General features: G+C 70.6%; 18 protein-coding genes and 1 tRNA gene. 10 read left to right on the top strand and 9 right to left on the bottom strand.

Features of this window, described 5'->3' with window-relative positions; all coding sequences use genetic code 11:
- Positions 1-12 precede the first annotated feature (12 nt).
- Both ACGFIE_RS12655 and ACGFIE_RS12650 read right to left on the bottom strand, forming a co-directional pair.
- On the bottom strand, positions 13-519 hold the full coding sequence (locus tag ACGFIE_RS12655) for a hemerythrin domain-containing protein (protein ID WP_354817962.1): 507 nt from the start codon (positions 517-519) through the stop codon (positions 13-15).
- Positions 516-1,496, bottom strand: coding sequence for an aldo/keto reductase (locus ACGFIE_RS12650; RefSeq protein WP_393293964.1), 981 nt, complete (start codon positions 1,494-1,496; stop codon positions 516-518). Before ACGFIE_RS12650 ends, ACGFIE_RS12655 begins: the two co-directional genes overlap by 4 nt.
- Positions 1,497-1,566: 70 nt before the next feature.
- On the opposite strand from ACGFIE_RS12650, the gene mgrA reads away from it, so the two are divergent.
- Entirely contained in the window at positions 1,567-2,562 is a 996-nt protein-coding gene (gene mgrA, locus ACGFIE_RS12645; protein WP_393293962.1) for an L-glyceraldehyde 3-phosphate reductase, read from the top strand.
- 19 nt (positions 2,563-2,581) lie between these two features.
- Here mgrA and ACGFIE_RS12640 read toward each other — a convergent pair whose 3' ends face one another.
- From ACGFIE_RS12640 to ACGFIE_RS12630, 3 genes are all read right to left on the bottom strand, one after another.
- Positions 2,582-3,493 (bottom strand): lytic polysaccharide monooxygenase, encoded by a 912-nt coding sequence (locus tag ACGFIE_RS12640; protein WP_393293960.1) that lies wholly within the window; start codon positions 3,491-3,493, stop codon positions 2,582-2,584.
- A gap of 103 nt (positions 3,494-3,596) precedes the next feature.
- Positions 3,597-4,979: a class I adenylate-forming enzyme family protein gene (locus tag ACGFIE_RS12635; protein ID WP_393293958.1), complete on the bottom strand. Its 1,383-nt coding sequence runs from the start codon at positions 4,977-4,979 to the stop codon at positions 3,597-3,599.
- A complete protein-coding gene (locus ACGFIE_RS12630; RefSeq protein WP_393293956.1) occupies positions 4,969-6,507 on the bottom strand; it encodes an NAD(P)-binding domain-containing protein in 1,539 nt (512 codons plus the stop codon). The genes ACGFIE_RS12635 and ACGFIE_RS12630 overlap by 11 nt, the downstream gene beginning before the upstream one ends.
- Before the next feature lie 63 nt (positions 6,508-6,570).
- Here ACGFIE_RS12630 and ACGFIE_RS12625 point away from each other — a divergent pair, with 63 nt between their 5' ends.
- The 8 genes from ACGFIE_RS12625 to ACGFIE_RS12590 all read left to right on the top strand — a co-directional run bounded on the left by ACGFIE_RS12625 (position 6,571) and on the right by ACGFIE_RS12590 (position 15,267).
- Positions 6,571-8,085 (top strand): aromatic amino acid ammonia-lyase, encoded by a 1,515-nt coding sequence (locus ACGFIE_RS12625; RefSeq protein WP_393293954.1) that lies wholly within the window; start codon positions 6,571-6,573, stop codon positions 8,083-8,085.
- Complete coding sequence (locus ACGFIE_RS12620; RefSeq protein ID WP_393293952.1) at positions 8,075-9,640, top strand: NAD(P)-binding domain-containing protein; 1,566 nt, start codon at positions 8,075-8,077, stop codon at positions 9,638-9,640. The genes ACGFIE_RS12625 and ACGFIE_RS12620 overlap by 11 nt, the downstream gene beginning before the upstream one ends.
- 1 nt (position 9,641) lies before the next feature.
- Positions 9,642-10,631, top strand: a complete 990-nt coding sequence (locus ACGFIE_RS12615; RefSeq protein WP_393293950.1) for an alpha-hydroxy acid oxidase — start codon at positions 9,642-9,644, stop codon at positions 10,629-10,631.
- Complete coding sequence (locus ACGFIE_RS12610; RefSeq protein WP_393293948.1) at positions 10,628-11,881, top strand: cytochrome P450; 1,254 nt, start codon at positions 10,628-10,630, stop codon at positions 11,879-11,881. The genes ACGFIE_RS12615 and ACGFIE_RS12610 overlap by 4 nt, the downstream gene beginning before the upstream one ends.
- A complete protein-coding gene (locus tag ACGFIE_RS12605) occupies positions 11,878-13,137 on the top strand; it encodes a cation:proton antiporter (protein WP_393293946.1) in 1,260 nt (419 codons plus the stop codon). Before ACGFIE_RS12610 ends, ACGFIE_RS12605 begins: the two co-directional genes overlap by 4 nt.
- A 62-nt stretch (positions 13,138-13,199) precedes the next feature.
- Entirely contained in the window at positions 13,200-13,856 is a 657-nt protein-coding gene (locus ACGFIE_RS12600) for a response regulator transcription factor (protein WP_393293944.1), read from the top strand.
- Positions 13,853-15,061 (top strand): sensor histidine kinase, encoded by a 1,209-nt coding sequence (locus ACGFIE_RS12595; RefSeq protein ID WP_393293942.1) that lies wholly within the window; start codon positions 13,853-13,855, stop codon positions 15,059-15,061. The genes ACGFIE_RS12600 and ACGFIE_RS12595 overlap by 4 nt, the downstream gene beginning before the upstream one ends.
- Before the next feature lie 83 nt (positions 15,062-15,144).
- Entirely contained in the window at positions 15,145-15,267 is a 123-nt protein-coding gene (locus ACGFIE_RS12590; RefSeq protein ID WP_030490864.1) for a 50S ribosomal protein L36, read from the top strand.
- An 85-nt stretch (positions 15,268-15,352) separates the two neighbouring features.
- On the opposite strand, the gene ACGFIE_RS12585 is transcribed toward ACGFIE_RS12590, so the two are convergent.
- Both ACGFIE_RS12585 and ACGFIE_RS12580 read right to left on the bottom strand, forming a co-directional pair.
- The gene (locus ACGFIE_RS12585; protein WP_393293940.1) at positions 15,353-16,003 is read right to left on the bottom strand and encodes a hypothetical protein; all 651 of its coding nucleotides are present in this window, start codon (positions 16,001-16,003) and stop codon (positions 15,353-15,355) included.
- Positions 16,004-16,013: 10 nt separating this feature from the next.
- Positions 16,014-16,496, bottom strand: a complete 483-nt coding sequence (locus ACGFIE_RS12580; RefSeq protein ID WP_363678780.1) for a sigma-70 family RNA polymerase sigma factor — start codon at positions 16,494-16,496, stop codon at positions 16,014-16,016.
- A gap of 240 nt (positions 16,497-16,736) precedes the next feature.
- Here ACGFIE_RS12580 and ACGFIE_RS12575 point away from each other — a divergent pair, with 240 nt between their 5' ends.
- Complete coding sequence (locus ACGFIE_RS12575) at positions 16,737-17,993, top strand: hypothetical protein (RefSeq protein ID WP_393293938.1); 1,257 nt, start codon at positions 16,737-16,739, stop codon at positions 17,991-17,993.
- A 25-nt stretch (positions 17,994-18,018) separates the two neighbouring features.
- Here the strand turns inward: ACGFIE_RS12575 and ACGFIE_RS12570 are convergent, their stop codons facing one another.
- Positions 18,019-18,381 carry an SdpI family protein gene (locus tag ACGFIE_RS12570; RefSeq protein WP_393293936.1) on the bottom strand — a complete coding sequence of 121 codons (363 nt, stop codon included), beginning with the start codon at positions 18,379-18,381 and terminating at the stop codon, positions 18,019-18,021.
- Between the two features lie 132 nt (positions 18,382-18,513).
- Positions 18,514-18,586, bottom strand: a tRNA-Ala gene (locus tag ACGFIE_RS12565).
- Between the last annotated feature and the right edge of the window lie 17 nt (positions 18,587-18,603).

The following is an 18,603-nucleotide window of genomic DNA, read 5'->3' as shown; positions in this document are numbered from 1 at the left end:
GGCGGGGAGATCTCAGCGGTGGTCGGCGACGTACCCCTGCGGGTCCTTGTCGCGGAACGGCAGGTCGCGACCATTCTTGTGCTCGCCGTAGAAGGTCAGCCAGCGCTGGCCCAACTCGGCGCGCAGCTCGAAGCTGGCGTGCCGGCGGAAGTCGGGCAGCGCCTCGTCCTCCTCCTCGGCCAGGTGCTCGCTGTTCTCCCGGCGGGCCGTGCCGACGGCCTCCCACCAGGGTTTCGAGCCGACCGGGTGCAGCTTGGACTCGGCGATGGCGTCGCGGATCTTGTTGTGGTCGCCGATCGCGTCGGCGGTCTCGTCCTCCCCGTCGTCACCGTGCTTGACCAGGTGCGGGTAGAGGATCGCCTCCTCCGCCTCGGCGTGGATGTCCAGGTGCAGGGCGAGCGCGTCCCAGATGGCCAGCAGCTCCTGCTCGTCGCGGGCGTCGTCGAGGCGGGCGAAGCCGCGCCGGAAGGCGGCGTGGTCGTCCAGGATCAGTGCGGTGATGTCGTCCACTGTGCTCATTTCTCCGTCGGGGCGGTGATCCGGGCGCGCAACATCCGGGGCAGCGCGGCGAGCCCGGTGACCGGGCGGAACCGTTTGGCGGCTTCGGCGAGCGCCGCGTACTCGTCGTCGGCGAGGTCGATCTCGGCTGCGGCGGCGTTGCGTTCCATCTGCTCCACGCTTGACGCGCCGGGAATGGCCACCACGTTCGGATGGTGCAACAGGTACGCCAGCGCGATCTGGCTGGGTGTGGCGTCGTGCGCCTGGGCGACCTGGCGCAGCGTGTCGATGAGGACGGCGCCGCGCTCCAAATTTTCCGGCAGGAAGTACGGGTTGGTGCGGCGGATCGCGCCGGTGGGCGGGTTTCCCGCGTCGTAGCGGCCGGACAGGAAGCCCTGCGCCAACGGGCTGTACGCGATGACGACCCGCCCGGCCTGCCGCGCGTACGGCAGCAGGTCCTGTTCGGGCGCGCGGTCCAGCATGCTGTAGCGGACCTGGTTGCTGAGCACCCGCCGGCCGAGCGCGGCCTCGGCGACCTGCCAGCGGCGCAGCCCGTAGTTGCTCACTCCCACCTCGCCGACCAGCCCGACGTCCTGCAGGGCGCGCATGCCGCGCATGGTGGTGTGGTCGGCGACGAGCGGGTTGGGCTGGTGCACCTGGTAGAGGTCGATGCTTGTGACACCGAGGCGGGCCGCCGAGGCGACCGCCCGCTGCTGCACCACAGCGGCCACCGGCAGCACGGGGAAGATCTTGCTGGCAACCACCACCTTGGGCCGGTCGTCGCCGAGCGCCGCGCCGAGGATCCGCTCGCTACGCCCGAAACCGTAGACCTCGGCGGTGTCGAAGACGGTCACGCCCAGCTCGACGGCCCGCCGGACGATCTGCGCGGCCCGAGACTCGAAGTCGGGGCCGTAGCCCCACTCGCGGGAGCCGAACTGCCAGGTGCCGAGGCCGATCCTGGAGAGCGGTTTGGGGGTGTCGAGGGCGATGAACCGCATGGCCTCGAAACTACCCCGTTGTCCTGGTTTCCACGCCCGATCCCGGGCACGACGGGCCGCGGCTAGGCTCATGATCGTGACTTACCTCGCCCCGGATGACCGCTACGACACCATGACCTACCGGCGCAGCGGACGCAGTGGCCTGCGACTGCCCGTCGTCTCCCTCGGGCTCTGGCACAACTTCGGCCCGGACCGCCCGTTCGACAGGCAGCGTGCCATCGTCAGGCGCGCCTTCGACCTGGGCGTCACCCACTTCGACCTGGCGAACAACTACGGTCCCCCGCCGGGCGCGGCGGAGGAGAACTTCGGCCGGCTGCTCGCCACCGACCTCGGGCCGTACCGGGACGAGCTGGTCATCTCCAGCAAGGCTGGCTACCTGATGTGGCCCGGCCCGTACGGCGAGTGGGGCTCGCGCAAGAACCTGATCTCGTCGCTGGACCAGTCGCTGGGCCGGATGGGCCTGGACTACGTCGACATCTTCTACTCGCACCGCTTCGACCCGGACACTCCGCTCGAGGAGACGATGGGCGCGCTGGACGCCGCCGTCCGCTCCGGCAAGGCGCTCTACGTGGGCATCTCGAACTACAACTCGGAGCAGACCGCACGGGCCGCCGCGATCCTGCGCGACCTGGGCACACCGCTGCTGATCAACCAGCCGTCGTACTCGATGTTGAACCGCTGGACCGAGTCCGACGGCCTGCTCGACACGCTGGAGGAGGTCGGTGCCGGCTGCATCGCGTACAGCCCCCTCGCTCAGGGCCTGCTGACCGACCGCTACCTGGGCGGCATCCCGGCCGACTCGCGGGTACGCACAAGCGTCTTCCTCAACGAGAGCGACCTCAGCGACGAGAAGATGGCCACCATCCGAGGGCTCGCCGAGGTCGCCGAGCGCCGCGACCAGTCGCTGGCCCAGCTCGCGCTGGCCTGGGCGCTGCGCGACCCGCGGATGACAAGCCTCATCATCGGAGCGAGCAGCGTCGAGCAGTTGGAGACCAACATCGCCGCCGTGGGCAACCTCGACTTCGCCGCCGAGGAGCTGGCCGAGATCGACCGGCTGCTGGGCTGAACCGCGCGGGCGGCCCGGATCACCAGATCCGGCGCCGCCCGGCCCGGTGGTTGCGGACCTCGCACTGCCGCCCCACCGGGGCCGCCGCGCCACGTCGTCGCCGGCCCACGCCCACCAGCGCCAGGACCAGCACGACGGCGGCACCGGCCAGCACCGGCCACCGCGCGCCGAGGTCGGTCACCGACGCCACCGGCACGCCCGGGTCGGCCGCCGCCTTCACCGCCGCCGGGTCGGTGGCGGCGGGCTTGCCCTCGGCGGTACGCGCAGCAGCCGGCGCTGCCTTCGTCGCGCTCTTCGTCGCGCCGCTTCGCGCCTTCCGGAACACGACATCGGAGCAGGAGTAGTAGGTGTCCGGCGTGTTCGAGTTCTGCCAGATCGTGTAGATCAGGTGCCGGCCGCTGCGGTCCGCCGGCAGCCGCCCCGCCAACTGGTACGCCCCGCCGCGCACCGGCGGGTCAGACACCGTCAGGAAGGGACGCGTTTCCAGATCCGCCCAGGTCAGCCGCTTGCGGGGGTCGTAGTCGGGCCTCGTGACGTAGAGCCGGAAGGTGCCCCGGTGCTCGATTGTGGTCCGGTACCGGAACGTGAACGTCGCGCCCGTGGTCACCTCGGTGCTCGGCCAGTCGGTGCGGGGCAGATCCAGCCCCCGGTACGCGGACAGCCCTCCGCTGCACAGCTCGCCGTCCGGGATCCGTTCCCGGTCCCGCCCGTTGATCGCGGCGACCCGTACGTTGTCCCACTCCCGTACCGCCGCACCCGCTTCGACGGCGGCCCGGCAGGCGGCGGTGCCCGCGTACCGACCCTCGGGTCCGCAGGCCGCCGCCCGGCTGACCGGGTCGGTCGGGGCGCCGTGCGCCCAGGCGGGTGCCGCGCCCAGCGGTGCGACCGCCACGGCGACAAGCACCACGACGAGCATCCGACGCACGCTCATGGCTTGACCTCCCGTGCACTGGTACGGGCGCGGGACGCCAAAGGTTCGACACCCGGGCCCGGGAATCGCGCGGCGGGCTCGGCGTCTCACTACCGGCGCACCGTCATCGAGCCTGCGGGAGTTGGCTCTTGTCCGGCTTGCCGCTGGGCGCGAGCGGGACCCGATCGATGACCGTGACGGTTCGCGGCACCGCGAGATCGTTCACCTGTGCGGCCACCAGCCTGCGCAACACGTCCGGGTCGGGCGTTCTGCCGGCCACCGGCACCACGTAGGCGTGCACGGCCTCACCTGTCGTCTCGTCCGGACCCCCGACGACGTACGCCTCGGCGACCGCGGCATCGGCGGCGAGCGCCCGCTCCACCGGCCCGGCGTAGACGATCTGCGCGTTGACGATGATCACGTCGCGCACCCGCCCGAGCAACCGCAGGTATCCGTCGACCCCGAGTTCTCCCAGGTCACGGGTACGCACCCAGCCGTCCACGAACACCTCGGCCGACTCGTCCGGGTCCTGCCAGTACGAGGATGCCTGCGCGGGTGTGCGGACATAGATCTCCCCGTCGCGAAGCGCGACGTCCACGGCCGGACGACCGACAGTGGCGAGCGTGGCCACGTCGGCCAGCATCTCGGCGGGGGTCACCATGGCGATCATCGACGTTTCGGTCTGCCCGTAACCGTGGAAGAGCACCGGGCCCAGCACGTCGAGCGCCTCCGCCAGACGTCCCGGCGCGAGTGGCGATCCGGAGACCATCAGCGCCCGCAGGTGACGCAGGTCCACCGGGTTGGCGCGCTGGTCCCGGATCAGCTGGTGCAGCTTGCCTACGGTGATCACGCTCGCCGTGGCCCGGTGTTCGGCCAGGGCAGCCGGGAAGACCGGCCGGGGCGCCACGACGAGGGTGCCGCCCGCCGCGAGGGCGAGGACGCCGTACTCCAGCATCACCTGACTGGCCAGCGAGCCGAAGACCAGGTAGCGCCGCATCCGGGGGGCCAGTTCGACGATGGCCGGCGGCCAACGGTCCGGGTACGGCACCCAGGCCGCCGACATCGCCGCGTAGGTCTGCACCACACCCTTCGGCGTACCCGTGCTGCCGCTGGTCCAGATGATCCGTGCGGGATCCTCGGCCCGTCCCGCTGCGACGAGTGGCAGCCCGTCGTCGGGATGCTCGGTGAGCTGGGCCAGCCGAGCCGAGTCGACCACTAGCGAGCCGGACAGCTGCGCCGGGCTCAGGTCGGTACGCCACCCGGACACCCGCGCCCCGACGGCGAAGGCGGCCATCGTGGCGGCGAAGGCGGCGGCGGTGACCGGCAGATCGAGCGCGACACCCACTCCGGGCCCCGCGCCGGACGAGCGCAGCCCTGCCGCGACGCGCCGGATCAGACCCGCCATCTCCGAGGCTGTCGTGACGATCGGCCCGTCCTCGAAGACCGGCCGGTCCCCGCCGGCTGCCAGGAGGTCGAGGACGGGCTGCGGCCAGACGTCAGCGGGCATCGGCGAGGACGCCCTTGACGAAGATCTCGAGGGGCTGCCGATGCACGGTCGGCAGGTCCCAGTTGTTCTCCAGGTTCTCCGCCAGGTGGTGCATGGCGACGATCTGCCCGTCGCGCAGCACCCGCACGACGGGGTGGAGATAGCTGGCGTCCTGCGCGGCGTTCGCGTCGTTCTCGGCCGGACGCGGCACGGTGATGTCGAACGGGTCGACCTGGTCGTGGTCGGGGCCGTACTCCAGGGTGATCAGGAACGCGAACACGTCCGGCTCCGCGTCCCGCAGATAGGCGACCGGCACCTCCTCGCGGTAGCGGGCGGTTTCGCCCTCGACCGTGATGACATCGCCGAGCACCGCGAACTGCTGCCACAGTGCCGAGGTCACGTTGATTCGGGTGATGATCGAATCGGCGATCGCCTCCGGCGTCGCGGCGATGTGCCGGGACGGCCAGGGCTGCCCGTGGTGCCGCTCGCGGAGGATGTGGTGCAGCGCGCGGGTGGCATAGCGGAAGCCGTGGATGAAGCCGTTCGTGGACTTCTTGAAATCACGCTGCTGGCTGAGTGTGCCGGCGAAGTGGAGACCGGGGACGTTCACCGACTCGAAGCCAGGCGTCTGCGCCGGGAAGCGATCCTTGATGACCAGCTCCGGCCGGGCGGACTCGGCAAAGATGGTCGCGTCGAAGCGGAATCCGGTGCAGAGGATGACCCGGTCGTACTCTAGCTCGCGCAGATTCTCGACCGTTCGGGCGTACCGGAAAAGCACCCGGAACCCGCCGCCCTCCCGCTGGCTGATCTGTTCCACCGTGCCGTCCAGGACGGCGTTCTGTGACTTGAGCTGATAGGTGTCCAGGAAGTTGTTGTTCACCGCCCGCAGGTGCCCGACGTAATGGGTCTGCCAGGCCAACTTGATGGAGTGCGGCCCGGCGACGTGAATCGTGGCGGCGGTCTCGACGAGCGCGTCCGCGGTCTCGAAGGCGGAGTTGCCCTTACCGACGATCAACACGCGCTGATTGACGAAATCGGCGGGTTCGACGCTGACGGTGTCGTAGCGCTCGGCCAGGTGAGCGCCCTCGATCGGCGGCACGTAGAGCTCGGAGACGCCGGTGGCGACGACTACCCTGCGTGCCGTCCAGCTCTGGTCGCCGGCCTGCACGGTGAACACGTCGTCGGCCTTCGACACGGAGGTCACCCGGGTGTCGTAAACGACGTTCAGACCCCGCGCAAAGTCGGCGAGATACCGCACGAGATCGTCCGCGGCGGGAAAGTAGCGTGTGCTGTAGCGCTTGAAGAGCAGCGCCGGATCATCGGTCAACAGCGAGTTCCAGTCCGACCGTAGATTGAACTCCGGGTCCTCCGACCCGGTCCACACCTTGTTGATCGAGATCAGCTGGCGATGCCGCGGATAGGTCTCGAAGAATGTACCCGCCCGTGGGCCGCCCTCCAGCACCACGTAGTCGTGACCGTCGCGCTTGAGCAGGGCTGCGAGCTGCAGGCCTGCCGGCCCGGCTCCGATGATCAGGCAATCGTGCGTCATGGGCCGCAATTTACTGAGGCAATTTCAGAGTGCTCTGAGAAATTGCCTCTAGCATCCGCTCCCATGACGATTGAGGTGGATTTGGCAGCACCCCTGCGCCTCGCCGACCTGCGTGTCGCCGCAGGCCCGGTCACGGTCGTGGTCGGCGAGGAGGTGCGCGGTCGAGTGGCGACCGGCCGCACATTCCTCGCCAAGGCACTCGGCGACGACCGGGCGATCTACGGTGCCACCACCGGCTTCGGGGCGCTCGTCGGTTACGCGGGCCGCGCCGACCAGCGCGACCAGGCCGACAACACCCTCGCTCACCTCGGGGCGGGCCAGGGCCCGGACCTCGCCCCGGACGTCGTGCGCGCGACGCTGCTGGTCCGCGCCTGGTCCCTGGCCCGGGGCGCGTCGGGGGTCTCGCCGCACGTGATCGACGCGCTCGCGGCCATGCTTGGCACGACGTTCACGCCGGCGATGCCCCGGCTCGGATCGGTGGGAGCCAGCGGTGACCTGATCCCGCTCGGTGCCGCCGCTCAGGCGTTGCGCGGTCGCGGGCACGCCTACCTGGACGGCGTCCGGATGCCCGCCGGGGAGGCCCTGACGAAGGCCGGCCTGGAGCCGCTGCCGCTGGATGGCCGGGATGCGCTCGCGCTTGTCAACGGCACGTCGCTCACCACGGCGGCGCTGGCCCTCGCCCTGGGCCGGGTCCGCACCTCGCACCGCGTGGTGCAGACGTTGACCTGCCTGCTCGCAGACCTGCTCGGCTGCGATCCGCAGTTTCTCGATCCCGCCCTCCTCGGCGCCTACGGTCACCCGGGCGCCATCGGGGTCGGCGCCGCGATGCGGGCGACCTCCGCCGGCCTGCGGAAGTCCGGCACGAGAGCGTTGCAGGAGCCCTACAGCATCCGCTGCGCGCCGCAGCTACTCGGAGCGGCCGAGGACGCCCTGCGCTATGTCGACGGCGTCGTGTCGGCGGACCTCGGCGGGGTGAGCGACAACCCCCTGTTCTTCCCGGCCGACGACAAGGTCGTGCACGGTGGCAACTTCTTCGGCCAGCCCGCCGCGTTCGCCGCCGACGTCCTGTCCATGGTGATCGCCCAGGTCGGCAACCTCGCCGAGCGCCAACTCGACCTGCTCGTGGATCCCGGACGCAACGGCGGACTGCCGCCGATGCTCGCGGCGGGACCAGGTCAGCAGCACGGGCTGCAGGGCGTACAGCTCGCGTCGACCGCGCTCATCACCGAGATCAGGCGCGACTGTGTGCCCGCAAGCCTGCAGAGCCTGCCCACCAACCTGCACAACCAGGACGTCATCCCGCTCGGCACGCAGGCCGCTCTGCGCGCCCTGGACCAGGCGGAGTTGCTGCGCCTGATCACCGGGTCGCTCGGGCTCGGGCTGCGCCAGGCGGTGCACGTGGGGGCGCGCCGGCCCACGGCGGCGGGCTGTGGCCGCGTCCTCCGAGCCCTGGAGGTGATCCCCCCGATCGACCCGGACCGGCCGCTCGACTCCGACGTGCGAAGGGCAGCCGCGATTCTGGAAGAGCTTGAAAACTCTCTGAATTCCGGCTCGTACGGTGAGCGCCGTGACGCTTGATTACCTGATCATCGGGGCCGGCCCGGCCGGCCTTCAACTCGCCGCCCTGTTCGAGGCCGAGGGCAAGTCTGACTATGTGGTGCTGGAGGGCGCCGACGGGCCGGGGGCGTTCTTCGCCACCTATCCGCGGCACCGCCAACTCATCTCGATCAACAAGCCACACACGGGCACGGACGACCCCGAGCTGAATCTGCGGCTCGACTGGAATTCCCTGCTCACCGACGACCCGGCGCTGCTGTTCACGCAGTACACCGAGCGGTACTTCCCGGATGCCGACGTGATGGTGCGCTACCTCGCCGACTTCGCGGCGAAGACCGGCGTCAAGGTCAGTTACGACACCCGGGTGACGCGTGTGTCCAAGCACGACGACGTGTTCACGGTCGAGGCCGGCGACCGGCGCTGGGAGGCCCGCGCGGTGATCGTCGCCACCGGCGTGTCGAAGACCTACGAGCCGGACATCCCGGGGTTCGACCTGGCCGAGGGGTACGACGTGATGAGCGTCGAGCCACGGGACTACCTCGACCAGAAGGTGTTGATCATCGGCAAGGGCAACTCGGCCTTCGAGACCGCCGAGAACCTCATGGAGACCACGACACTGATCCACGTCGCGGGGCCCAGTTCGGTCCGGATGGCGTGGCGCACCCACTACGTCGGGCACCTGCGCGCGGTGAACAACAACTTCCTCGACACCTATCAGCTCAAGTCGGCAAACGCGATCCTGGACGGCACGATCAAGAGCATCGAGCGCGACGGCACCGGCTACAAGGTCGCGTTCAGCTTCTCGCGGGCGAACGAGGTCGTGAAGGAGCTGCATTACGACCGGGTGCTGGCGTGTACGGGATTCCGTTTCGACGACTCGATCTTCGACGCCTCGGCGCGGCCACAGCTCGCCATCTCGGACCGGTTCCCGGCACAGACCGAGGCATGGGAGTCGGTGAACGTCCCCGGGCTGTTCTTCGCCGGGACGATCTCCCAGGAGCGCGACTTCAAGAAGTCCACAAGCGGCTTCGTGCACGGTTTCCGCTACGCCGTACGCGCACTGCACAGGATCCTGTCCCGCCGCTACGACGCCACGGCCTGGCCGTTCGACAAGCTCGCCGTCGAGCCGGCGGCCATGACCGCGGCCGTCATCGAGCGGGTCAACCGCAGCTCGGCCCTGTGGCAGCAGTTCGGATTCATCGCCGACGTGCTCACCGTCGCCGGACCCGAGGCCCGCTACCACGAGGAGGTACCGGTGGCCTACTTCGTGTCGACAGGCCTCCGCACCGCCGAACACGACCACGACCAGGCGTTCGTGATCACTCTCGAGTACGGCCCCGACCACGACCAGGTCGACCCGTTCGACATCACCGTGTCCCGCGTGGCTCAGGACGTCGTGGGGCAGGCACACGACGCGGCGTACCTGCACCCGGTCGTCCGTTACCACCGCGACGGCCGGCTGATCAGCACGCACCACCTCGCCGAGAACCTGGAGAACCGGTGGGACCGGCCGGACGTCCACGTACGGCCGTTGCAGGAGTTCCTGGGCCGCTGCCTCGCCGGCGCCGAGGGCTGACATGGACCCGGTTCACCAGGACTTCTTCGAGGGCGGAGCCGGGCGGGAGCGCACCCTGGCCGCCAACGAGCGGGCCTTCGAGCGACGGTGGATCGTGCCACGGGTGCTGCGGGCGACCGGCGAGCGGGACCTGCGGGCCTTAGTGGCCGGCACCTCGCTGGCCGCGCCGGTCCTGGTCGCTCCGACCGCCTTCCATCGGCTCGCGCACCCGCACGGCGAGGTGGCCACCGCGCGGGGGGCCGCGGCGGCCGGCACGACGCTTGTGGTCAGCATGGCCGCCACCCAGCCGGTCGAGGAGATCGCGGTGGCGGGCGGGACGCTGTGGTTCCAGCTGTACCCGCAACCCGACCTCGACTTCACGGAGTACGTGGTCAAGCGCGCCGAGTCGGCGGGTTGCCGGGCGCTCGTGGTGACAGTGGACTCCCCGGTGTTCGGACGGCGCGAGCGTGACATGCGTAACGGCTTCACGGACCTGCCGCCCGGCTACGCCTGCGAGAACATGCGCGACGCGACCGGCCGGGTGCGCTCGATCGCGATGGACGTGACGGTGGGCTGGGATCGGATCACGTGGCTGCGCGGCGTCACGTCCCTACCGATCCTGCTCAAGGGCATCCTGCATCCCGCGGACGCCCGACTCGCCGTCGAGCACGGCGTCGCCGGTGTGATCGTGTCCAACCACGGTGGACGGCAGCTCGACGGGACCATTCCCACACTCGACGCGCTGCCCGCGGTCGTGGCGGCCGTGGACGGGCGGATCCCGGTGCTGCTCGACGGGGGTGTGCGCCGCGGCACCGACGTGGTGATCGCGCTGGCGCTCGGGGCGGAGGCGGTGCTTGTGGGGCGTCCGGTGGTGCGGGGGCTCGCGGCGGGCGGGGCGGTGGGCGTACGCGAGGCACTTGAGCGACTCACCACCGAGCTGGATCAGGCCCTCGCCCTGGCCGGAGCGCGGCGGCCGGCCGATCTGACGCCCGACCAGGTGGCGGCCCGGTGAAGGCAGTGGTCGACCTGCGGGAGTGGATCTTCCAGCGGGTCAACGGGACCGAGGGCATCACCGTGCCCGGGCCGCTGGTGGGGCCGGAGGACTTCCTCCGGGTCTACAGCGATCCGGCCGCCGACGGGCGCAGCCGCGGGGCCGGCCTGTCGGACCTCTTCTGGTACTGGCTCGCGCCCGGCCCGCAGATGCATCAGGAGCACCTCGAGCCCGGCGAGCGGTACCGGACTGTCGCGCGGACGACCCGGCAGGTGCTCGCCATGCCGCACGCGCGCACCGACGAGCTGGCGACGGCCGCGACCCGGCGGATCCTCGACACGCTCCCGACTGGCCGGATCAGCCACGTGCGACTACGTGACCTGATGATGCCGATCTGGGCCGAGATCTCGTACGAGCTGGTGTTCGGCTCAGCCTGCCCACGCGACGTCCGCGATCTCATCGTGGCGAACGCGGACGACGTGGCGACCGCCCTGAAGGGGATGAGCCTGCGGCACATGTCCCGGCGGGATCGTCTGACCCGCTACCTGCTGGACCGGATCACCTCCGGAACGTGCCCGGTCGTACTGCCGCCGTCCTTCACCGCCCTGGAGACCGCCTGGTACCTGCACGGCGCGTTCTTCACCACTGCTGTGGTGCAGATGTCGGAGGCCATGGCCCACATCCTGCTGTGCTCGGAGTCCGTCACGGACACGTCGAACGAGTCGCTCGACCGGTTGATCGACGAGGCACTCCGTGTGCATCCGCTGTTCGGCATCGCGCACCGGATCACCTCCGGACCCATCAGCGTGGGCGATCACGTCCTCCCCACCGGATCCGTGCTCCTCTTCAACTACCGGGCCTATCAGCGCACCGGTCCCGCCGCGGACGACGCGTTCAACCCGGACCGCTGGCTGTCGTTGCAGCGGCAGGACGCCCACTTCATCCCGTACGGCGTGAATGCCAACCGGGCCTGTCCGGCGCGCGGTTCGGCCCCCGTCCAGCTACGCGCGGCGACCCGGGAGGTGCTGCGGCGCTTCTCGGTCAGTTCGTCGGTAGAGCACACCCGCTCGCTGCCGAGTCGCGGTCCCGCGTACCTGACGCCCCGGGGTCTCGCCGGTCCCGGCCGCAACCGGCTCACCCTCATGCGGCAGCGCGACCGGATCTTCGACGTGGGGCGCTCGGTCAAGCAGTTGGTCTGCGGTACCTGGATGGTCGTCGACGCCCGACGACAGAAGTTGTGCACCCGTTTCTTCGAGGAGGCCAGCGCGTGACCCCCAGCGAACTCGCCCCGCGGTTCTTCATCGCGGTCGCGGTCATTCTGCTCTTCTGCAAGCTGGTCGCCTGGCTGCTCGGCAAGGTGGGCCAGCCTCCCGTCGTGAGCGAGATGCTCGCCGGGGTGCTGCTCGGCCCGTCGCTGCTCGGCCTGCTCTGGCCGGGCGCGCAGGCCGTGCTCTTCCCCGCGCCGCTGCTGCCGATCCTGTACGTGGTCGGCCAGGTCGGCCTGGTGCTGTTCATGTTCCAGGCCGGGTACGCCTTCACCTCCCACCGGGTGACCGGGCTCGCGGGCACGGCGGGCGCGGTGTCGCTCGCGGGTGTCACCGCTCCGCTGGCGCTGGGGATCCTGCTGGTCCTCGGCACGGCGGGCTTCGTCCCGATCCGCACGGACGGTGTGCCGCTCGGTGTGTCCGCGGCGTTCGTCGGCGTGGCGCTGGCGATCACGGCCTTCCCGATGCTCGCCCGGATCATCACCGAGCGCGGCCAGACCGGCACCCGCCACGGGTTGCTCGCCCTGGCCAGCGGCGCGATCGACGACATGGTCGCGTGGATCATGCTGGCGGTGGTGCTGGCGTTCGCCTCGGGCTCCGTCGGCCCGGCCCTGGTCTGCGCGGGTGGCGCGCTGCTGTTCGGGGTGGCGCTGTGGCTGGGTGGGCGGCGGGTGGCCGGCTACGTCATGGGGCTCCCGGGCGATCGCGCGCGGCTGCTCGGCACTGTGGCGCTGCTCTTCCTGGTCGCCTGGTACACCGACGAGATCGGGCTCTACGCGGTCTTCGGCGCCTTCGCGGTCGGCGTGGTGATGCCACGCTCCGCGCAGACCGACAAGGTGGTCGACACGCTGACACCGATCGCCGCGACGGTGTTCCTGCCGCTGTTCTTCACCTACTCCGGGCTGCGCACCGAGTTCGCGCTGCTGGGCAACCTGGCCGTGCTCGGCTTCGCCGCCGCGTGCGTGACAGTGGCGATCGTCGGCAAGTTCGGCGCCTGCTGGGCCGCGGCCCGGATGCGCGGGGAGCCGAACAGGGTCGCGCTGCGCGTCGGCGCTCTCATGAACGCCCGGGGCCTGATGCAGCTGATCGCCCTGAACGTGGGACTGGAGGCGGGCATCGTCAACCCGTCGCTGTTCACGGTGCTGGTGGTGGTCGCGCTCGTCACCACACTCATGACGACGCCGCTGCTCACCTGGATCGAGCGACGCGAGGCACGCGTCCCCGCTCCTACACCGTCGCTCGTGCCCCTCGGAGCCCCATAAAATTATTGTTTGAGGAGACAACTTCTACAGACGACGATGGTTATCTATGTCACCATCACGGTATGACTCGACTCCTGCTCGTCGAGGACGACTCGGAACTGCGCGGGATGGTGGCCGAGACGCTCACCGGCGAGGGATACGTCGTCGACCAGGCCCCCGACGGCCAGCGCGGCCTGCACCTGGGGCTCACCCGGCCGTACGACGTGATGGTGATCGACAGGCGCCTGCCCGCCCTCGACGGGCTGGACCTGGTCGTCCGGCTGCGCTCCCGTGCAGTGGCCGCCCGGGCACTGCTGCTGACCGCGCTCGGCACCGTCGAGGACCGGATCGCCGGCCTCGACGCGGGCGCCGACGACTACCTGACGAAGCCCTTCGACCTGGACGAGTTGAGCGCCCGCATCCGAGCCCTCTGCCGCCGGACCAGCGAGTCCACCGAGGTGCTGCGGCTCGGGTCGGGCCAACTCGACCTCTCCGTACGCGACGCCGTGCTCCCTGACGGCACCCGGATCGCCCTGTCCGCGCGCGAATTCGAGCTGCTGCGGGTCCTCGCGGCCCGACCGCACACCGTCCACTCCCGCTCCGAGCTACGCAGCCGGGTCTTCGACGAGGCGGCCGCGGCTTCCCTCGTCGACACGTACGTCTACTACCTGCGCCGCAAGCTCGGCCGCTCGGTGATCCGGACCGTGCACGGCCTCGGCTACCGGCTGGGCTCCCTGTGAGCTTCGAGGACACCATGCTGCGCCGGGCCAGGGCCCGCGTCAGTCTGCTCGTCGGGCTCGCCATGACGGCGCTGCTCGCCCTGGGTGCCGCCATCTCCTATGCCGCCCTGCTGCGCAACCAGCACGAGCAGATCGAACGAGAGCTCGACTACGGCGCGGTCCACGGCACCATCGCCGGGCCGCCGGGCTGTAGCTGGATCATCCTGTACGACGGCGGCCGCACCGACTCGGGCCGGAACCCGCCCCCTCCGGGCTTCCCGCTGCGGTCCGCCATCGACGCGGTGGCCCTCGACCACCGGGTCCGAAGCGACAAGGTCGAGCGCAACGGCACCACCTACTACGTCCGCACCCAGCCCCGTGGGACCGGCGTCGTGCAAGCGGTGTTCGACGCCCGTTTCCAGCTCGCCGACAGACGTCATCTGCTCGCCGCCTTCCTCCTCGCCGCGATGGTCGGCCTCGCCGCGGCAGTGCTCACGGGCATCACCGTGGGCCGCCGGGCCGTGGCACCGCTCGCCGAGGCGCTCGGCCGGCAACGCCGCTTCGTCGCCGACGCCAGCCACGAGTTGCGCACCCCCATCGCCCAGGTCCACACCCGCGCCCAGATCCTGGCCCGCCGCGCCGGCGCCGACCACGCCGACTACGACCGCCTGATCGAGACCACCCGGCGGCTCGGCGAGATCGTCGACGAACTCCTGCTCTCCGCCCGCCTCGCCGCCACCCCGGCCGACCGGCACCCCTCCGAGCCCGTCAACCTGGCCCTCCTCGCCGCCCAGGCCGTCGACTGTGAGGCCGACCGCGCCGCGGAGCAGGGCGTCCAGTTACACCTCACCGTCCCGGACACCCCGGTCCTCGTCCCCGGCATCGCCTCGGCCCTGCGCCGCATGGTCGGCGAACTGCTCGCCAACGCCCTCACCCACACCCCGGCCGGCGGTCGCATCGACGTCTTACTGCGTACCTCCCGCCGTGGCGCGGACCTGGTGGTCAGGGACAGCGGAGCCGGCTTCGACCCGGCCGACGCGGCACACCTCTTCGACCGCTTCCATCGTGGCGCCGGGGCCAAGGAACGGCGCTTCGGCCTGGGCCTGGCTCTCCTGCGCGAGGTGGTGACCAGCCACGGAGGGACGATCTCCACCGACAGCCGGCCTGGCGCCGGGGCGACCTTCACGGTCCGTCTACCGACGATTCCGTCACGAGCCTCCGCCTGACCGCCTCGGCCCGTTCCCGCGGGAATCCCCAGGGTGGGCGCGGCGTTTCGATACTCGGAACCGCTGATACCGAGGAGGCAGACATGAAGGTACGTAGCTCGTTGCGTGCGCTGAAGCAGAAGCCGGGTTCGGTGGTGGTCCGCCGTCGTGGCCGGGTGGTCGTGGTGAACCGCGCGAACCCGCAGTGGAAGAGCCGCCAGGGCTAATCCGCCCCCTACCGGACATACCTGACAAACGCCCCGACCGGAGTGACCCGGTCGGGGCGTTTTCGCGTGCAAGTTCGCGCCCGGGTCAGCTCACGACGGACCGGCAGTTCATCGGGGCGCCCTTCGGCACCAGGGCCCAGGCCACCTTCGCGTAGTCCCCGCCCTTGTGCACCGGGAAGACGCTGAAGTGCAGGATGCTGCCCTTGGGCATCTTCGCCGGCGCGATCACCCACTCCGAATCGCCGTAGACGCCCTCCTCGTTGGCCCCGTCGATCCGGTCGAACGTCAGGACGTCCTCGATCTGAGGCAGTTCCCTGCCCTCCGGCGTACACATGACGCCGGACTTGACGACTACCGGAACGCCGGCGTCGGCCAACGCCTTCTCCAACGCGTCGGGATTGATCACCTGCTTGGACTTCAGGCGCAGCTGCACCGACCCGTCGGCCAGCTTGGCCACCGAGAACGCCGCCGGTTCCATGACGGGCGCCGTGGCGTCGCCCGCCGAGGCCGCCGGCGCGGTACCGCCGGCCGGGGCCGAGCCGGAAGGGCCCGAGCCGATCGGCAGAGCCAGCGCGAGGGCGGCCACGGCGGCGAGTCCTCCACCGGCGACCACACCGAGCACGCCCTGGTTACGCCGCCGCGTGCGGCCGCGCTTCTCGATCGCCTCGACCGGACGGTCCATCCGCACGTCGGTGAGAGTCTTCCTCATCGCGTTCAGCACCTCATCCTCGTTCATATCGAATCCCTCAGGTGGTTACGGGCACGAAGTGCACCCGCAGGGCCGCAGTGGCGCGAGACAGATGGACGGCGACGGTCCGTGGCGAGATGCCCAGTTCAGCGGCGACGGTGTTGGTGTCCAGGTCGAGCCAGACCCGCAGCAGGATCACCTCACGTTGCCGTTTCGGCAGTTGACGAATGGCGGCCAGCACCGCCTCGTCGACGTCGCGGACGTCGTCGTCGAGCCGGGGCAGATCGTGCCCGTCGAGGGCGACCTCGCGTCGACGCCGCCGCCACCAGGACACTCGGATGTTGAGGGCGGTACGCACCACCCACGCCGCCGGTGCCGGATGCCGGCTCACCTTGCGCCAGGACGCCCAGGCCCGCGCGAACGCCTCAGCGACCAGGTCCTCCGCCAGCGCACGATCCCCCGCACTGGCCAGTACGGCACGCAGGCAGTTGTCCCGGCAGCGCTGGTAGAAGTCCGCGAAGTCCTTCCGTTCTTGCTCCACACCTGGCACACGCATGAGCACCGCGATTCATTTACCGCAGCCGGAAAAAATTGCCCGAGGCCGTCGACGGGCACCGTGGTCGCGATGGTCCACAGGCTCGCACACAACAGCGGCGCGACCGGCGGGCGGCGGAGCCCCGTCGATGGCATCATGCCCTGGAACCGAGCATTTTCATCGATCGAGGGGGCGGCGGTGCGCCGAGAAGACAGGCCTGCGGCGGGACGGCGTACGCGGAGGTTCGTGGCCGGAGCGGTCGGCGCGTTGGCGGTGCTGGCCACCGTTCCGACGCCCGCCCAGGCCGCCACGTGGACACCGGAGCAGGTGGTGTCCGAGGCCGGCTGGAGCGGGCAGGACCAGCCCTTCGTCGCGGTCGACCGGGACGGTGACTCGCTGCTCGCCTGGGCAGGTTGCGACAGCAGCGCGAGCGGCTGTTACGACCAGGTCAAGACGCAGACCGTCTCCGCCGGCGGCGTGTGGGGCCCGATCCAGACCCTCTCACCGCTCGGCGCCTCGGCGTCCTGGCCCAAGGTCGCCTCCGACGACGACGGCGACTCCGCCCTCGTGTGGAGGCAGGACAGCCGCGTGGTGGGTCGCCGGATCTCCGCGTCGGGCGAGCTGGGCCCGCTGCAGACGATTTCCACCTGGACCGCGATCAGTCCGGCCGTCGCGGTGGACCCCACGGGTCAGGCCCTTGTCACCTGGACGGAGATCAGCGACAGCGCGTACATCACGAAGGCTCGCTACTTCGGCGCGGACAGCTCGCTCGGCCCGGAGCTGACCCTCGGCGTGGGCGAGGATCCCGTCCTGGCGATGGACCGCAATGGAACCGCCCTCGTCGTCTGGTCGGAGGACTACCAACGGGTCGTCGCGCGGCGGGTCCGCCCGGGCCAGGTCTCCGCCCTGCGCACCATCGCCGGGGCCGCCACCGACGTCAGGTACGGCGGCGCGTCGGTCGCCCTCGACCGGGACGGGGACGCGGTGATCAGCTACCGGTGGTCGAAGGCGGGGGCGCCGTCTCGCCTGCGGGTGCGGCAGTACAGCCACACCGACACGCTGGGAAGCGTCATCGCCGTGTCGCCGGCCGCCCACGAGCTGACCCTGTTCGACGAGCTCGCCGGTGACCTCGACGGCGACGCGGTGCTGACCTGGGGCCGATGGACCCCGGAGGGCACCCAGGTGTTCGGTCGTACGATCTCCAGCGCCGGCACCCTCGGCACTGTCACCAGGCTCGGTGTCGGCGACTGGCCGAAGGTCACCCTCGACGACGACGGCGACGGCGTGGTCACGTGGAACAACCCCAGCCCGGACTTCTCGACCACCCGGGTACAGGCCAGGACGATCGGGCCGGCCGGTGCGTTCGGGGCGGCCGAGATCCTCTCCCCGGACGGGCGCTTCGCGCAGCCCGCGTCCAGCCCGACGGGCCGATTCTCGGTGATCTGGCAGAAGACCTCCTACCCGTCCGACATCCGGTTGCGCTTCGGCGGTCAGGCGAGCTGAGCGAGGACGCTGCCGAGGCGTCGGATCAATGCCCGTCCTGAACGTCGAGCGCGGCACGGTTGCCGACATAACCCAGGTAGAGCAGGTAGGGCACGACGAGCACCGCCAACACCAGGACCGCGACGATCACCGGCGGGTCGCCCAGGGCGGCACCGAGGCCGACCGGCAGCGGGGACACGACGGCCAGCGCGATCCCGGTCCGATACAGCGGCCGTTCGATCCGACGGTGCGCCGCGTACCAGTGCGCGGTCGATCTCGTGGTGGCGGTGGTCCGCACCCCGGGACTGCGATATCTGTCCACCGACGGCCGCAGGGCGGCCCGGGCGGTGTATGCGACGAGCCACCCCAGGAACGCGTAGACCACCGAGATGAACGATCCCGCCAGCACCACCCACCTCCTGACGTGTCAGGTGCGGATGATTCTAGGTCGCTGCCCGCCGGGGTGCTGGTCGCGGCGAAGTCGGTGGGAACACCGAAACGCCCTGGCCGGGTCATCCCGGCCAGGGCGTTCGTCGCAAGGTGGAGCCGAGGGGACTCGAACCCCTGACCCCCACACTGCCAGTGTGGTGCGCTACCAGCTGCGCCACGGCCCCTTGCTGTCGTCCCGGTC

The sequence above is a fragment of the Micromonospora sp. NPDC049275 genome, assembly GCF_043197115.1.
GTDB lineage: Bacteria > Actinomycetota > Actinomycetes > Mycobacteriales > Micromonosporaceae > Micromonospora.
Note: the sequence above shows the minus strand (reverse complement) of the source record. Positions and strands in the feature narration are given on the sequence as shown.

Bases quoted from the DNA above. Each gene is read 5' to 3' on its own strand.
- mgrA (WP_393293962.1), top strand. From the start codon at position 1,567: ATGATCGTGACTTACCTCGCCCCGGATGACCGCTACGACACCATGACC.
- ACGFIE_RS12635 (WP_393293958.1), bottom strand. From the start codon at position 4,979: ATGCCCGCTGACGTCTGGCCGCAGCCCGTCCTCGACCTCCTGGCAGCC.
- ACGFIE_RS12600 (WP_393293944.1), top strand. From the start codon at position 13,200: ATGACTCGACTCCTGCTCGTCGAGGACGACTCGGAACTGCGCGGGATG.
- ACGFIE_RS12590 (WP_030490864.1), top strand. From the start codon at position 15,145: ATGAAGGTACGTAGCTCGTTGCGTGCGCTGAAGCAGAAGCCGGGTTCG.
- ACGFIE_RS12630 (WP_393293956.1), bottom strand. From the start codon at position 6,507: ATGACGCACGATTGCCTGATCATCGGAGCCGGGCCGGCAGGCCTGCAG.
- ACGFIE_RS12585 (WP_393293940.1), bottom strand. From the start codon at position 16,003: ATGAACGAGGATGAGGTGCTGAACGCGATGAGGAAGACTCTCACCGAC.
- ACGFIE_RS12655 (WP_354817962.1), bottom strand. From the start codon at position 519: ATGAGCACAGTGGACGACATCACCGCACTGATCCTGGACGACCACGCC.
- ACGFIE_RS12615 (WP_393293950.1), top strand. From the start codon at position 9,642: ATGGACCCGGTTCACCAGGACTTCTTCGAGGGCGGAGCCGGGCGGGAG.
- ACGFIE_RS12640 (WP_393293960.1), bottom strand. From the start codon at position 3,493: ATGAGCGTGCGTCGGATGCTCGTCGTGGTGCTTGTCGCCGTGGCGGTC.
- ACGFIE_RS12650 (WP_393293964.1), bottom strand. From the start codon at position 1,496: ATGCGGTTCATCGCCCTCGACACCCCCAAACCGCTCTCCAGGATCGGC.
- ACGFIE_RS12625 (WP_393293954.1), top strand. From the start codon at position 6,571: ATGACGATTGAGGTGGATTTGGCAGCACCCCTGCGCCTCGCCGACCTG.